At 70.4% G+C, this 14,215-nt stretch carries 14 protein-coding genes; 10 read left to right on the top strand and 4 right to left on the bottom strand.

Going from position 1 to position 14,215, the window contains the following annotated elements; translation table 11 throughout:
- Window positions 1–419: 419 nt before the first annotated feature.
- The 6 genes from A5481_RS12505 (at window position 420) to A5481_RS12480 (ending at window position 7,416) form a co-directional block, all read left to right on the top strand.
- Entirely contained in the window at window positions 420–1,310 is an 891-nt protein-coding gene (locus A5481_RS12505; RefSeq protein WP_048432388.1) for a MurR/RpiR family transcriptional regulator, read from the top strand.
- Window positions 1,307–2,638, top strand: a complete 1,332-nt coding sequence (locus tag A5481_RS12500; protein WP_048432389.1) for an aspartate aminotransferase family protein — start codon at window positions 1,307–1,309, stop codon at window positions 2,636–2,638. Before A5481_RS12505 ends, A5481_RS12500 begins: the two co-directional genes overlap by 4 nt.
- Window positions 2,639–2,740: 102 nt before the next feature.
- Window positions 2,741–3,640, top strand: a complete 900-nt coding sequence (locus tag A5481_RS12495; RefSeq protein WP_048432390.1) for a transporter substrate-binding domain-containing protein — start codon at window positions 2,741–2,743, stop codon at window positions 3,638–3,640.
- An 87-nt stretch (window positions 3,641–3,727) separates the two neighbouring features.
- Entirely contained in the window at window positions 3,728–4,318 is a 591-nt protein-coding gene (locus A5481_RS12490) for a GNAT family N-acetyltransferase (RefSeq protein WP_048432391.1), read from the top strand.
- 225 nt (window positions 4,319–4,543) lie between these two features.
- Complete coding sequence (locus tag A5481_RS12485; protein WP_048432392.1) at window positions 4,544–5,092, top strand: carboxymuconolactone decarboxylase family protein; 549 nt, start codon at window positions 4,544–4,546, stop codon at window positions 5,090–5,092.
- 965 nt (window positions 5,093–6,057) lie between these two features.
- Complete coding sequence (locus A5481_RS12480; RefSeq protein WP_064503971.1) at window positions 6,058–7,416, top strand: class I SAM-dependent methyltransferase; 1,359 nt, start codon at window positions 6,058–6,060, stop codon at window positions 7,414–7,416.
- Between the two features lie 585 nt (window positions 7,417–8,001).
- On the opposite strand, the gene A5481_RS12475 is transcribed toward A5481_RS12480, so the two are convergent.
- Window positions 8,002–8,877, bottom strand: coding sequence for an amino acid ABC transporter substrate-binding protein (locus A5481_RS12475; RefSeq protein WP_048432393.1), 876 nt, complete (start codon window positions 8,875–8,877; stop codon window positions 8,002–8,004).
- Between the two features lie 74 nt (window positions 8,878–8,951).
- On the bottom strand, window positions 8,952–10,346 hold the full coding sequence (locus A5481_RS12470; RefSeq protein ID WP_053082247.1) for a GGDEF domain-containing protein: 1,395 nt from the start codon (window positions 10,344–10,346) through the stop codon (window positions 8,952–8,954).
- Between the two features lie 415 nt (window positions 10,347–10,761).
- On the opposite strand from A5481_RS12470, the gene A5481_RS12465 reads away from it, so the two are divergent.
- On the top strand, window positions 10,762–10,998 hold the full coding sequence (locus A5481_RS12465; RefSeq protein WP_064503972.1) for a hypothetical protein: 237 nt from the start codon (window positions 10,762–10,764) through the stop codon (window positions 10,996–10,998).
- Window positions 10,999–11,406: 408 nt separating this feature from the next.
- Here the strand turns inward: A5481_RS12465 and A5481_RS12460 are convergent, their stop codons facing one another.
- On the bottom strand, window positions 11,407–11,724 hold the full coding sequence (locus tag A5481_RS12460; protein ID WP_048434716.1) for a hypothetical protein: 318 nt from the start codon (window positions 11,722–11,724) through the stop codon (window positions 11,407–11,409).
- A 99-nt stretch (window positions 11,725–11,823) separates the two neighbouring features.
- Between A5481_RS12460 and A5481_RS12455 the strand changes: the two genes are divergently transcribed.
- Complete coding sequence (locus A5481_RS12455; RefSeq protein ID WP_048434715.1) at window positions 11,824–12,396, top strand: hypothetical protein; 573 nt, start codon at window positions 11,824–11,826, stop codon at window positions 12,394–12,396.
- A gap of 163 nt (window positions 12,397–12,559) precedes the next feature.
- Window positions 12,560–12,907 (top strand): hypothetical protein, encoded by a 348-nt coding sequence (locus A5481_RS12450; RefSeq protein WP_048434714.1) that lies wholly within the window; start codon window positions 12,560–12,562, stop codon window positions 12,905–12,907.
- A gap of 148 nt (window positions 12,908–13,055) precedes the next feature.
- On the opposite strand, the gene A5481_RS12445 is transcribed toward A5481_RS12450, so the two are convergent.
- On the bottom strand, window positions 13,056–13,628 hold the full coding sequence (locus A5481_RS12445; protein WP_048434713.1) for a hypothetical protein: 573 nt from the start codon (window positions 13,626–13,628) through the stop codon (window positions 13,056–13,058).
- A gap of 164 nt (window positions 13,629–13,792) precedes the next feature.
- On the opposite strand from A5481_RS12445, the gene A5481_RS12440 reads away from it, so the two are divergent.
- Complete coding sequence (locus A5481_RS12440) at window positions 13,793–14,206, top strand: hypothetical protein (RefSeq protein ID WP_048434712.1); 414 nt, start codon at window positions 13,793–13,795, stop codon at window positions 14,204–14,206.
- Window positions 14,207–14,215 lie beyond the last annotated feature (9 nt).

Below are 14,215 nucleotides of genomic sequence, written 5' to 3'. Positions count from 1 at the left end.
CCCACACGGGAGAGGGGAGACGCGCCACAACTTTCCCCGGACAGCCCTGCGCGGGTGGGGAGAGGGCTTTGCTTCCGTTCAGGAAGCACAGCAAGCGGAGGCAAGGCCGGAGCGGGGGTGAGGGGGAGATGCCGGATGAGCCTCCCCCGGAAACACCCCCTCACCCTCGCCCGTCGGGCTCGCTGCTGACCCGACAAGAGGTCAGCAGCCCTCTCCCCGCCCGCGGGGAGAGGAGATTTCCAGCGCCCGTTTTTCCACCCGACCTACCCTGTCGATCCGGCGACGGCTTGCACCGGCAGCGGCGACGGGCCTCCGTGCCTCCCACCGCGGCACGCTGCCCGCCTGCGATACAATCATTGCATAAATTCTGACATGCAACACTCGTTGCATTTGACGCTCCGGAAGGGTACACCCGTCCCATGGAACACGGTCCGCTCACCGATCCGATCGTCGAGGCCTTCGAGGGCCTGGGGCCGCAGCTGAAGACCGCGGCGCGCTTCATCCTCGACCAGCCGAGCGAGGTGGCGCTGCTCTCGATGCGCGAGCAGGCCCGGCGCGCCGGCGTCCAGCCCCACACCATGACCCGTCTCGCCCAGCGCCTGGGCTTTGCCGGCTACGACGACGTCCGGGCGCTCTATGCCGGCGCCGTGCGGGACGGCGCCCTCGGCTTCTCCGGCCGGGCGGACCTGCAGGTCGCCACCCAGAAGGCGAAGGGCGAGCGCGCCGTGGCGCTCGACATCGTCGCCTCGGTCGGCGCGCAGGTGCAGAGGCTGGCCGAGCCCGCCTCACTCGACCGGCTCGTCGCCGCCGCCGACCTCCTCGCCTCGGCCGAGCGGATCTACTGCCTGGGCCTGCGCTCGTGCCATCCGGTCGTCGCGCATTTCGCCTACGTGATGTCCTTCCTCGGCGAGCGGGCGGTGCTGCTCGATGCCGGCGCCGGCACCGGGCTCGACCCGATCCGGGCGGCCTCGTCGAAGGACGTGCTGCTCGCGGCCTCGGTCGCCCCCTACACGCGGGCGACCATCGAGACCGCCCGCTACGCGCACGAGCGCGGCGTGCCGATCGTGGCGGTGACCGACAGCCCGGTCTCGCCGCTGGCGGGCATCGCCCGGGAGACCGTCATGGTCCCGGCCGACAGCCCGTCCTTCTTCCACACCATCGCCCCGGCCCTGGTGGTCGGGGAGATCCTGGCCGCTCTCGTCGCCGGCCGCGGCGGCGAGGCCTCGCTGGCGGCGATCAAGCGCAGCGAGGCGCAGCTCACCGCCTTCGGCATCCACTGGTCGCCCCCGACCGCGAGGACATCGTCATGACCCGCATCCTGCACCGACAGATCAACGCCGACCTGCGGATCGCCTCAGGCGGAAAGGGGGTCGAACTCTTCGACCGGGATGGGCGCGGCTACATCGATGCGTCGGGCGGCGCGGCGGTGTCCTGCCTCGGCCACGGTCACCCCAACGTGATCGCCGCGATGCACGCCCAGGCCGACAGGCTCGCCTACGCCCATACCAGCTTCTTCACCAGCGAGGTCGCCGAAGACCTGGCCGAGCGCCTCGTCGCCGACGCGCCGGCCGGGCTCGACTACGTCTACTTCGTCTCGGGCGGCTCGGAGGCGGTCGAGGCCGCGCTGAAGATGGCCCGGCAATACTTCGTCGAGATCGGGGAGCCGCAGCGGTCGAAGATCATCGCCCGGCGCCAGAGCTACCACGGCAACACGCTGGGCGCCCTGGCGGCGGGCGGCAATGCCTGGCGGCGGGCGCAGTTCCAGCCGCTGCTCGCCGAGACCCACCACATCGATCCCTGCTACGCCTACCGCTACCGCGAGCCCGGCGAGACCGAGGAGGCGTACGGCCTGCGCGCCGCCCAGGCGCTCGAGGACAAGATCCTGGAGCTCGGCCCCGAGACGGTGATGGCCTTCGTCGCCGAGCCGGTCGTCGGCGCGACCGCCGGGGCCGTCCCGGCCGTGCCGGGCTACCTGAAGCGCATCCGCGAGATCTGCGACCGCTACGGCGTGCTGCTGCTGCTCGACGAGGTGATGTGCGGCATGGGCCGCACCGGCACGCTGCATGCCTGCGAGCAGGACGGCGTCGCCCCCGACCTGATGACGGTCGCCAAGGGGCTCGGCGGCGGCTACCAGCCGATCGGCGCGACCTTCCTGTCGGGGCGGATCTACGAGGCCTTCGCCAAGGGCTCGGGCCTGTTCCAGCACGGGCACACCTACATCTGCCACCCGATGGCCTGCGCCGCGGCGCTCGCCGTGCAGGAGGTGATCGCCCGCGACCGGCTGCTCGACAACGTCACGGCGATGGGTGCCCATCTCGCCCGGCGGCTCGGCGAGCGCTTCGGCAACCACCCGCATGTCGGCGACATCCGCGGCCGCGGCCTGTTCATGGGCGTCGAGCTGGTCGAGGACCGGGGCACCAAGGCCACCTTCGATCCGGCGTGGAAGCTCCACGCCCGCATCAAGCGCGAGGCGATGAACCGGGGGCTCGCGGTCTATCCGGCCGGCGGCACCATCGACGGGGTGCGCGGCGACCACATCCTGCTGGCCCCGCCCTTCATCATCGACGCCGCGACCGTCGACACGGTGGTGGAACGCCTCGGCGAGGCGGTCGACGCGGCCATTGCCCAGGCTGCCTGAGTCGGGGCCCGGACATCTTCGCCCGAGACACGCCGCCCCCAGGCGGCGTGAGATCAAGATCCGCAGCGGGTCGGCCCTGACCCAACCCTAGGACAATCGACGATGCGAAGCCTGAAACAAGCGGCTGCGGCCGCAACGATGACGCTCGCCCTGATGGTGGGGGCCCGCGCCGACGACCTCACCGGCACGCTGAAGAAGGTGAAGGAGACCGACACGATCACCCTCGGCTACCGGGAGACCTCGGTGCCGTTCTCCTATCTCGACGGCAACCAGAAGCCGATCGGGTTCTCGATCGACCTGTGCGGCCAGGTCGTGGAGGCCGTGAAGAAGAAGCTCGGCATGCCCGACCTGAAGGTGGCCTACAACCCGGTCAACTCGGCGACCCGCCTGCCCCTCGTCGCCAACGGCACCGTCGACCTCGAATGCGGCTCGACGGCCAACCAGCTCGCCCGCCAGAAGCAGGTGGCGTTCTCGGTCTCGACCTTCGTCGCGCAGTTCAAGTGGCTCACCCGCACCGACAGCGGCATCGCCGCCCCGGACGACCTCAAGGGCAAGACCGTCGCCGTCACCTCCGGGACCAACACCTCGCAATTCCTGAACAAGCTCAACCAGGAAGAGGGGCTGAAGCTCACGATCTCGCAGGGCAAGGACCACGCCGAGAGCTTCCTGCTCGTCGATACAGGCCGTGCTTCGGCGTTCATGGAAGACGACATCCTGCTCGCCGGCCTGAAGGCGAACGCCAAGGACCCGTCGCGCTTCAAGATCCTCGACAAGTCGTACTCGGCCGACCCCTACGCGCTGATGTTCCGCCGCGACGATCCGGCGTTCAAGGCGCTGGTCGACGACACCCTGGTCGGGCTGATGAAATCGGGTGCTTTCGCCAAGCTCTACGCCAAGTGGTTCGAGTCGCCGATCCCGCCGCGTGAGCTCAACCTCGACTTCCCGATGTCGGAGAAGCTCAAGGAATTGATCAAGTCTCCGTCCGACAAGGCGAATTCCTGATCGCGCTTCGCCAACGGCCGCCCCCTGGCGGCCGTCCCCGTCCGGCAGCCGATCTCCGGATGATACGTCGCTCGTGAGGATCCATCGATGAGTTGGCAGCCTGTGACGCTCTCCGGTCAGCATGTCGAACTCGTGCCCTTGTCGCGCGAGCACCGCGGAGCCCTCGCCGAAGCCGCGTCGGACGGCGAGCTCTGGCGCCTCTGGTACACGAGCATCCCGACGCCGGACGGGATGGCGGCCGAGATCGACCGCCGTCTCGCCCTTCAAGCCGCGGGCTCCATGGTTCCCTTTACCGTCCTGGACAGACCGGGCGGCTCGCCCGTCGGCATGACGACATACATGAACATCGACGCTGCAGGGCCACGTATCGAAATTGGCTCGACGTGGTACGCCGCGCGCGTCCAGCGCACCTTGCTCAACACGGAAGCAAAGCTTCTGCTGCTGACTCACGCCTTCGATCGCTTCGATTGTCTCGCGGTCGAGCTTCGTACGCACTTCATGAATCATGCGAGCCGGCGCGCCATCGAACGCCTCGGCGCCAAGCTGGACGGCGTATTGCGGTGCCACCAACGCATGAGGGATGGCACGCTCCGCGATACGTGCGTCTACAGCATTACGGCACCCGAGTGGCCCACCGTCCGCTCCCACCTGGATTGGCAGCTCAAGAAGCCACGGTGAGCATAATGGCCCGACGTGGGACGCGGCGCGCATCCAGCGTCCGCTGCCCACGAGGCTCCGCATCGCCTTCGCCGGCTTCACGCTCGAGTCGGCCGGCCGCGTGCGGGGCGCTCTCGACTTCGATCGCGCGGTCACGCGCTATCGAAGCGTCACCGGCATCCGGGCCGACCGAGCGCCCACGCTCCATGCCAATCCGCCGACACCCTCGTTCCTGCGAGACATCCGATGACGACCTCTCCCTGCCCGCCGATCAGCGATGCCGAATGGCCCGAGGCCATTGCCGAGATGAAGACCGGCTTCGCCGGCGCGCTCAACGTCTACCGGACGATGGCGCATCATCCGGCGCTGCTGAAAGCCTGGGCGCCCTTGCGTCAGCACGTCGTCAAGGACACCGCACTCGGGCCAGTGCGCTCCGAGGTTGTGATCCTGCGCGCGGCGCACCGGATCGGCTCTCCCTACGAATGGGCGCATCATGTCAGCCGTGCGCGCGTGCTCGGCATGAGCGACACCCGCATCGCCGCTTTGCAGGGCGAGCCGGAGGGCGAAGACGGGCTGATCGTACGGGCGGTCGATGCGCTCTTCGATGAGAAGCGCCTGTCGCTCGCGCTCGAAGCCGAGCTCGCCGCTGCGATCGGGCGGACGGGGGTGTTTGATCTCGTTGCGACGGTCGGCTTCTATTCGGTGCTCGGCTACATGCTGATGACCTACGAGACGCCGATCGACGAGATGATCGCCGCCGAGATGGCGGAACGGCCGCTCGCAGCAATCCCCTGATCATCGGGTGCAAGACGTTCACCCCTCCCTCACCCGCGATCGGCGCTTCCGTCAAACGGAAACCGCCGGCCACGGGCAGGCAGAGCCAGGTGCTCGGCGGGCAACGATTCCCCCGAACCCCTCGGGGGCGACCTGGCGGGCTTTTCGTGACCGCCAGTCTGTCGAAACGTGGCGGGATTGCCTGCAACACGGGTGCAGGTTCTACGACGGGTTATGGCGGCGGCGCGGGCTGCACCACGCAACACGGTCGCGACACGAAAACGAACTCGGCGGGAGCATGCGGGGCGGGCTTCGCCTCCGGTGCGGAGGCGGGCTGCGGCCCGTCCCGAGGCCTTGAGCGCGTCATGACCAAGCCCCCCATCGGACTCGGCCACGAGGCCTCGCCGGCGACCAGGCGGCTGCGAACCGCGGCTGCGATACCTCCGGAGGCTTTCGCAGAACGGGCTCGGAGCGGGATCGTGCCCGGCCCGATGCCCGGCGTGGAACCGCGATGTCGTCGATCGGGCCCTGAACCGGCCGTCGTGCCTGCTCGCTCCTGGGGCTGCCGGGCAGTCGTGGGAGGAATGGGCGGCCCAGGATACGGGTCAGGTCCAGGAGGGCCATCGGGGCGAGGTGTTGCTCGGCCTGACGCGCGACAGCGTGCTTCCGGAACGCGCCGGGCTACGACCACCCGGAACTTCCTGGACGCGGTGGCCTGCCGCCGCGCTCGCCTTCGACCGGATTCGGATCGGTCGCGCCTGGATCCGACCTGATGCCGTCGTTCCGGTCCGGCGGGTGTCTCACACAAGTCACAGATGCATCGGTCGACGTCGCGCCCGCTTCGGCGATGGAGGCAGCGCATTGACATTGCAACCATTGATTGCAGTACAAGGAGTGGACCACGTCTCACAGGGAACATGATGATGGCATCGGCCGCAATGAGATCCGATCTCCGCGCGATTGACGATCTCACGCTTCAGCTCAGCATGATCACCGCCGATATGCTCTGCGGCCGCTTCTCGGGAGTGGGGGCGCCGCCTCAGGTCGGGATCCGCTGCGACGGCCGGCATTGGGCGAGCGTCCCGGTGACGACGGACGATACCGGGGCGCACTTCACCTGCCAGCTCCCCCCGGCTGCCTGGCCGCAGAGCACGAAGGTCGAAATCCGCAGCGTCTCGGGAGAGGACCTGTACGGCTCCTTCACGGCTCCGACGCGCAAGCCGATCACGAACCTGCATGGCCTCGGTGCCATCGACGTGTTGAAGCACCACCCGCTTCCGTTCTCCGCCGTCCCGTACATGAGCTTCGACGGCGCCCGCCTCGTCGTCACCGGCGAGCATCTCCCGCCGGCCGGCGACCCCGGTGCCCTGACGGTCGTGTTCGGGCCGGGAGTCGCGTACGAGTTCAAGTATCCCCTGCCGTCCATGGCGTTCGGCAACCACTTCTGGTACTGGCCGAACGCCCATCTCTCGGCCTTCCAGCTGATCATCGATCTGCCCGCCTGCGCGCCCGGCTCGGATCCGTTCCGGTTCCGCTTCGAGTACAGCAACGGCAATCCCCTCGACCCGACGGCGTTGCAGGTCGGCGACGTCCTGGGGCGCCAGGTCTTCATCCCGCCGCGGCTGGACGCCGGCATCGGCCTGCCCCGCGACAACACCCAGCTCACCCGGGTGCAGACCTGGTCCTCCGACCAGAGCGTCACCGTCACGGGCTACAACGCCTTCCGGGCCATCGAGGCGCTGCTCGCCCGCCACGGCGTGACGCACGGGCCGGAGGTGACGATACTCGATTGGGGCTGCGGCCACGGACGGGTGACGCGCCATTTCCTGCAGAACTGGCCGCAGGCGCGGATTCACGGCACCGACATCGACGGCGAGAACATCGCCTGGTGCCAGCGCAACCTGACGGCCGGCAGCTTCGCGACCGCCCCCCTGGTTCCACCGACGGAGTACCCGGCGGCCAGCCTCGACGGGGTCTTCGGCATCTCGGTGATGACGCATCTCACCGCCGAGGTGCAGGCCGCCTGGCTCGACGAGTTCGCCCGGCTGCTCAAGCCCGAGGGCATCGCCCTCATCACCTTCGGCGGCAAGGGCGCGGCGGCCTGGTCGACCGTCTTCCGCGGACGGGACTGGTGGGAGCGCTGGCTCGAGACCGAGTTCGACGATCACCAGCTCGACGCCGCCCTCGACGGCAAGATCGCCGACAAGACATATTACCGGCATACGGCCCAGACGGCGGAGTACACGCAAGGATTTTGGTCGAAGCATCTCGAAATCCTCGAGATCATCCCCGACTACATCGGCAACCTCGACGTCGCCGTGATGCGCAAGCGCAGGCAGTCATGACCTGAGAGCCTGTGCGATTTCCGGGTTCGGTCGATCTGGCGCACGTATCGACAACGTTCCGGGTGATCCCGGGGCTCGCCGAAGGCGTGAAGCCGGGATCCATAGCCGCTGACGCTGGAGGATCGGGCGGCCGTCGGTCCGCTTCATCCTGGAAGGCCGGCGGTTATGGATCCGGATTCCGCTGCGCGGCCCCGGGATGACGACGGTGAGCGTTCATCCTGTCGAGCAAGTCGAACCGGCTCCGATATCCCGTCACCTTCGAGCGGAGCGCTTCGACGGTGACGGGCGAGCCGGCAGGCTCTCCATTTCCTGGCACCGATCCGCCGGGCGCCTTCGCATCGACGTGTCGATGGATCAGCGCGAGAGTACGATACGAACTTTGCCTGATTGCTTCGCGATGCGGATCTCGGCGTCGCTCGGGCGCATGAAGCTTACGGCTCCACGGCGCGGGCAGTCGGGCTGCGGATCGTCCGCACGCCCGCAGGCGGCAGATCCTCGGCGGGGGCAAGCAGGCGGTGCTGGTGCAACGCCCGGCAGCCCGATCGGTGGTTCGCGACAAGCCGCGCCGGAGCCGGCCGCCCCCGATCACCCGCCCATGCGGGCGATGCTGGCCTTCAGGTCGGGCGAGAGGGGAAGGTTCGGGGTGCGGCCCGTGGCGGGATCGGGGGTCAGGAACCAGGCGTCGTAGATCTCCTTCCACCGGCCGCTCGCGGCGGCGGCCCGCAGCCCCGCATTCACGGCCTGGACGAAGGCGTCGTCGCCCAGCGGAAGCATGATGCCGTAGGCTTCCGTCGCGCCGAGCGTGTCCTCGGACATGGCGAGATCATCCGACCTGCCCCAACCCGCCATCACGCCGGCCAGCAGCACGTCATCCATCACGTAGGCGGCGGCGCGCTCCGTTTTCACGGCGGCGAAAGCCTCGGCATCCTCCCGGCAGAGCAGAATCGCGATGTTGAGCTTGCGCCGTCGGTTGGCCGCGTTCAATTCCCCGGTTTCGCTGGTGCCGGCCAGCGACGCCACGGTGCGCCCGGCGAGGTCCGCGAAGGTCTTGTAGCCGTTCCGCCGCAGCGCCACGAAGCGGGTGGCGGTGAAGAAGATCGGTGCGCTGAAGCTCACCTGCCGCTGCCGTTCCGCCGTGATGGTGGTCGCGGCGCATTCCATGTCCATGCGCCCCTCGCGCATCATCGCGAACCGGGCCGCCAGAGGAATGGGGATGAACTCGACATCGAGCCGGTCGATGCCGAGCTCGCGCCGGAGACCGTCGACCACCTGTCGGCAGAGATCGATCACGTAGCCCACGGGCCTGCCGTCGAGCAGGTCCGAGTACGGCGGGTAGCCGGCCCGGAACCCGATCGTGATCCGCTTGGCGGCCGCGATCGTCTGCAGCGCGGAGGGACCGTCGCCGGCCGTCGACGGCCCGGCCCAGCAGGTCGCTGCAACCACCGGCGCGATCATCGCCATCCAGGACCGCAGCCCGCGCAGGCAGCGTCCGCGCCCGTGTCGCATCGTCCCGTTCTCCATGGTCGTCGCGCCCGTCACGTGCCGCCGCCGGCCGACCCCACGGCCGTCCCATCGCTCCCGGCCCGCATCGTCATGCCCGGCCGGTACAGCGCGTAGCGGCCGCGCCCCTCGTTCTTGGCGACGTAGAGGGCGAGATCGGCGCGCCGGAGGAGAACGCTGCGCTCCGCGCCGTCGTCCGGCACGCCGGAGATCCCGATGCTGACGCCGATGCTCACCGGCGTGCCGCCATAGGCGAAGGGGCGGGCCATCGCCGCCACGATCGCCTGGGCGAGGCCCTGGGCGCGCTGGAGGGCGTTGGCCCCGCCGACGCGCTGGAGCAGCGCGAACTCGTCGCCGCCCAGCCTGGCCAGCACATCGTCGGGCGACAGAAGCGGCGCGATGCGCCGGCCCACCTCCACCAGCACCGCATCGCCCGCCGCATGCCCCAGGGTGTCGTTGACCTCCTTGAAGCGATCGAGGTCCAGCAGCATCAAGGTGCAGGCGGCGGTGCCGGCCGCCATCCGTTCCAGCGCCGCATCGAGCAGCGTGGTGAAGTGCGCCCGGTTGGGCAGCCCGGTCAGGCTGTCGTGATGGGCGCGATGCTCCATCACGGCCGCATGCTCGCCGATCCGGCGCAGCAGGCCGCGCTCCACCACCGCGCAGCGCAGCGTCTCGATGGCGACGGCGAGCTGGCCCAATTCGTCGGTTCGCTCCTGGTACGGAATCCGCACGTCGGTGTCGTTGTCGGCCAGGGCGGTGAGCGTGCCGGTCAAGGCCGGGATCGGCCGGAAGGCGCGGCGCAGGGCGACCGCGGCCACCAGGGCCGACGCGGCCAGGGTCACCATCATCAGCAGCGCCAGGGTCCGGAGCGCCTGGTTGCGGGCCGCCAGCAGCGCGTCGGCCGAGCCGACGCTGGCCACCAGCCCGCCCCTGAGCCGTCCGTCCCCGGACAGGATCGGCATGAACCCCGCGAAATGGGTCGCGGACCCGACCGTGACCCAACCGGTGAACAGGTGCCCGGGTGTCTGGTCGTCGCTGTCGGGAAAGGTGACGCGCAGGCCGGAGCCCTGGCCCTGGCTGTCGCTGAGGCTGGTGAGCCTGCCGGCCTCGTCCGCCGTCACCAGCCACACGTCCTGCCCGGTCTGCGCCGACGCGAGGGCCAGCACGTCCGCCGGCATGAAGCCGGTGGCGATGGTCGACTGGTCGTCTCCCACCGGGCGGCCCGCCTCGATCCAGCTCACGCGCCCGTCGCGATCGATGTGGACGGAGACGAAGGTGTAGATGCCGCGCAGGGCGGTGCTGGCCACCTGCGCGTAGAGGCCGGCATCGTGCTCCCATTGCCGGGATTGGCCGCGTGCCATGATGAACAGCCCCGTGCCCGACCCCAGCGCGTAAGCCAGCATCACGGCGGCCAGCACGAAGACGGTCATCCTGCCCAGCAGCGATCGCGTCCAGGACAGGCCTCGTGCGGTGATGTGACGGCTCAGTCGCGGCAAGATGAGCACCTCCACCGCCAGCCTCGCACGGCAAGCACTTACCATCGCTTAAAGGCCATCGTTGCCCCCCTGAAATCGCTAGTTTTTTCTTAATCTGCAGATGCGCGAGAACGGAGCTGCAGAAGACGGGCCCGTCGCAAGCCGTCTGCGGTGACGCTTCGATAGCAACGTCGTTCGATCTTGCCGCGTCGCGCCCGCCGGCCGAGACCGGGAGGGACCGCCGGCCGGGGGTGGGCGGGGCGGGGTCGATCCCGGGCGGGCTCCCGAGCTGCGGCCCGCCCGATCCGGCCGCGCCACCGTGGCCGGGGCGCACTACCCCGGAGGGATGCGGGCCGGGTACACCACCGCCATGCTCAGCGTCCTCAAGCACGTCCTGATCGAGTACGGCCCCGGCCGCGAGGCGCACATCGATGCGGCCGCGCGCGCCATCCTGGAGGTCTTCCCCGAAGCCTCGCTCGAGGTGGCCCAGGGCCTGCTCGACGACGACCTCCTGATCGAGGCGCGGATCCCGCTGCGCCGCGCGAACGAGTGGCCGGCAGTGAGCCGTCGCGCGCACGCCCTGCAATTCGACACCCTGGCCGCCTGACGACCCGCCTCCGGGCGGCGCGCGCCCGAGCGCCCGAGCGCGGCTGCGCCGCCGGGCGGCGCGGACGCCCCGCTTGGCGCGAGAATGGCCCGGGAGGCCGGCGTCCCGGCGCCCGCTCCGCGGGGAAACCACCGGGCGGCGGGAGCGCTTGACCGCAGCGCCAACCCATGGCTTGTGGGGGCGACTGGCGTCAGACTCCGTAGCTCAGCTGGATAGAGCAGCCGCCTTCTAAGCGGGTGGCGGAAGGAACGGCCAAGCGCTCCTCCCCTCTGCAGAGCAGTCGCCGCGACCGCGCGCCGAACCTTCCGGTAGCAAACCCGTAGCATACCGGCAGATGGCTCCGAACGCGCCGCTTGAGGCGGCGTGACGCCTGCGCGACGGCGCCGAGCTCGCTACGGCGGGATGGGGCTATCCGGCCGAGCCGCCGCGGCGTCCCCGCGTCTGACGAACCGGCGCGGTCGCGCGGCTGCGCTCCTCGGCGACCAGGCGCACCAAGGGCTCGGGCGTATCGTCCTTCACCTGGACTCGCCGAAGCACCCGCGACAGGCGTGCGTCGAGGTCCGCCGCCTTGACCTGCGCCTCCGCAATGGCCCCCGGGCGCCCCGGCGGCGATGCGGCCGCCTCGGCGCGCAGCATCTCCATGTAGCCGGCGTGGGCGTCGCGGAGGCGCAGCGCCTCCATGACCCGGCCCGCCAGCCTCATGTCGTCTCGGTCCATCCCCGCCATCGCGCGCCCTCCGCCACCGTCCCGGGGATGGCGGGCGCGGGGTTACGGCCGCATTTCCGGACACCGGCGCGTTGCCGCCGTCCACAGGGATGGCGGCTGGTGGCTTTCGAGGACCGGTGGGACGATTCCATCGTCACCCGGGAGAGCCCCCCCATGCGCTACGACGACGACCGCGACGACGACGAGCAGGACCCCTTCATCCGCGATAGGCTGGAGGAGATCTACGCCGATCAGGACGACACGCCCCTCCCGGAGCCCGACGACGAGCCCGGGCAGGACCTCGTGCCCCCGGCCGAGCCCGAGATGGCCATGGCGCTGCCCGAGGAAGGTCTGGAGGAGCCCGTGCTCACCGGCGCCGCCGCGGCGGCCGCGGCCCGCCGGCAGGACGCCGCCCGGAAGCGGATCGAGCGCGCCGCCCGCCGCCGCCAGGGCGTCCCGGACACGCGCACGGTCGACAGCGCCGTCGCATGGGCACTTGCCCGTGTGCTGCGCGAGGCGGGCGTCCCCGAACTCGTCCGGCGCGCCGGGACCGTGGAGGGGCTCACCGTCGAACTAGCGCCGATCCTCCGCTACGCCATGGAGGCCCTGCGGGCGCGGGGGGTGCCGTCCGAGATGCGGCGCACCGTCATCGCCGGGAAGCTGCTCCCGGGGCCGACGCGCCGGGCCGGCTGAGGCGGCGGCGACCCGGACGGCGTCCAGCCAAGTATCCGTTTCAATGAGGCATGGTAACGGGGCGCTCCTTTCCGAAGGGGCGCCCTTTCTGTTGGCGTGTCCGGCTGAGGGGGAACGCCCAGGACTTCCTTTACTATACCCACACGAAGGCGCCCGGCGACTCTTGGCACCGATTCGGCGAGCTGCGATCTCAGGTGGACACGCACCGGAGGAGGCCGCCCTGACGTACCATCGCTCTGCTCACGAGGTCGGCACCGCCTTCGAGACCGCCGCCTACGGCATCGCCGGCGCCATCGGATCCGCCCTCATCGCCGGCCGGGCCGCCCGCGCCGAGCGGGATGCCGAGACCGCGGATGCCTGGCTCGCCGTCGCCGCCCGGGTCCGCGCCGGACGCATCGCGGCCGCCCGGGCCAGGCAGGCGGACGCCGCCCGCGCTGATGCCGCCCGACGCGCAGAAGACGAGCAGCGCCTCCGCATCCTCATGCTCCGGGCGCGTGCCACCGCGGCATGAGCGCAGGTCATCGTGGCATCACGGGATGCTACGGCGTGTGCTGGCGGAAAGAGTCAAGGCGGATAAGCAAGACAGAAGGCGTTATCCACAAATAAATGAGCCCGCCACGGGAGGCCGTGGCGGGCTTGCTCGCGTTGGGGCCGTCCGATCAGGCGATGGCGAAGGCCGGTGCCAGCCGGTGGGACGCCTCTCGGCGCCCGCGCTGGGGCTCGGCGTCCGGACGCGCCCGGGGCGTCGCCTTCGCGCCGAGGCGCTCCATCTCCTCCTTCCGCCACTCCGCCATCGTGAGCGGCTTCGGCAGCGCGGCGAGCGGCCGGTCGCCGAGAAGGTGCGCCCCGACGTGGCGGTGCTCCATCGACGCCAGCCGGAGGGCCTGCGCTGGCGTCAGCGTGTCGAGGTAGCGCCGCGCCGCGTCGTCGAGGCAGGCCGTCGCGGCGGGGGGCTGCCCCGGGAGCGGGGCCAGATGGGCGACGGCGGCGCGCCCCCATGCCTCGTGGACGGCGGCCGGCGTGGCGGCGGGCTTCGCCTGAGGCGCGGCCTGTTCCTGCGCGGCGGCCTCGATCTCGGCCATGGCTTCCGCCTGAGCGGCCGCGACGGCCGGCGGCGCGCCGGTGACGGCCCGGGCGACCCAGCGGGCCCCATCCCAGATAAGCCGGGGGACTGCTGCCATGGCCGCGAGGGCGGCTTTCATGACGGCGGCGAAGAAGCGCATCAGGCGCACGGGTTCCTCCTTCGGAAGCGACCCCACCACGATGCGCCCCCGGGACGAAAGCCACACCCGCCCCCGGCGCGGAGGGGGCCTTGTGCCCGGCATAGCGAATCGTACCATCCACCTTATGCGGTCGGCCGTGCCGACCGCCCATCAGCCGCAAGGGAGACCTCGGCATGCGCACCAAGTCCGGCATCGCTTTCGCCTGCCCCATCCGCCCCCTCGACCTCGCCGACCGCGAGCGTCTCGCCGACGAGCTTCACGCCGCAGGGCGCCCATCCATCGTTTACGTCCGCTGCATCACGGACGACCGCTACGATCCCGAGGCCATCCGCCCGGAGCTCGACCTCATCGTCGAGACTAACAGCATCACCCGGGCGCGCTCCGTGTGGTCCAACTGGTCGCTATCGCAGGGCGTCGATGGCCGGTACCGCGTCCAGGTGCTCTGCCCGAACTCCCTCCCGGCCGGGAAGACGCGGCGCAAGCGGGAGGACGGCTACGACGCCGACGTCGACCTGGACATGCTCCAGCTTGAGCGGGACCTGGCGGCCCTCGACGCCGACGACCGCGCCCTCGGCCTGGCCATCTGAGGGAGGCGA

The sequence above is a fragment of the Methylobacterium platani genome (genome assembly GCF_001653715.1).
GTDB lineage: Bacteria > Pseudomonadota > Alphaproteobacteria > Rhizobiales > Beijerinckiaceae > Methylobacterium > Methylobacterium platani.
Note: the sequence above shows the minus strand (reverse complement) of the source record. Positions and strands in the feature narration are given on the sequence as shown.

Excerpts from the sequence above, each read along its gene's own strand:
- A5481_RS12505 (WP_048432388.1), top strand. The coding sequence starts at position 420 with ATGGAACACGGTCCGCTCACCGATCCGATCGTCGAGGCCTTCGAGGGC.
- A5481_RS12500 (WP_048432389.1), top strand. The coding sequence starts at position 1,307 with ATGACCCGCATCCTGCACCGACAGATCAACGCCGACCTGCGGATCGCC.
- A5481_RS12495 (WP_048432390.1), top strand. The coding sequence starts at position 2,741 with ATGCGAAGCCTGAAACAAGCGGCTGCGGCCGCAACGATGACGCTCGCC.
- A5481_RS12490 (WP_048432391.1), top strand. The coding sequence starts at position 3,728 with ATGAGTTGGCAGCCTGTGACGCTCTCCGGTCAGCATGTCGAACTCGTG.
- A5481_RS12485 (WP_048432392.1), top strand. The coding sequence starts at position 4,544 with ATGACGACCTCTCCCTGCCCGCCGATCAGCGATGCCGAATGGCCCGAG.
- A5481_RS12480 (WP_064503971.1), top strand. The coding sequence starts at position 6,058 with ATGATCACCGCCGATATGCTCTGCGGCCGCTTCTCGGGAGTGGGGGCG.
- A5481_RS12475 (WP_048432393.1), bottom strand. The coding sequence starts at position 8,877 with ATGGCGATGATCGCGCCGGTGGTTGCAGCGACCTGCTGGGCCGGGCCG.
- A5481_RS12470 (WP_053082247.1), bottom strand. The coding sequence starts at position 10,346 with ATGACCGTCTTCGTGCTGGCCGCCGTGATGCTGGCTTACGCGCTGGGG.
- A5481_RS12465 (WP_064503972.1), top strand. The coding sequence starts at position 10,762 with ATGCTCAGCGTCCTCAAGCACGTCCTGATCGAGTACGGCCCCGGCCGC.
- A5481_RS12460 (WP_048434716.1), bottom strand. The coding sequence starts at position 11,724 with ATGGCGGGGATGGACCGAGACGACATGAGGCTGGCGGGCCGGGTCATG.
- A5481_RS12440 (WP_048434712.1), top strand. The coding sequence starts at position 13,793 with ATGCGCACCAAGTCCGGCATCGCTTTCGCCTGCCCCATCCGCCCCCTC.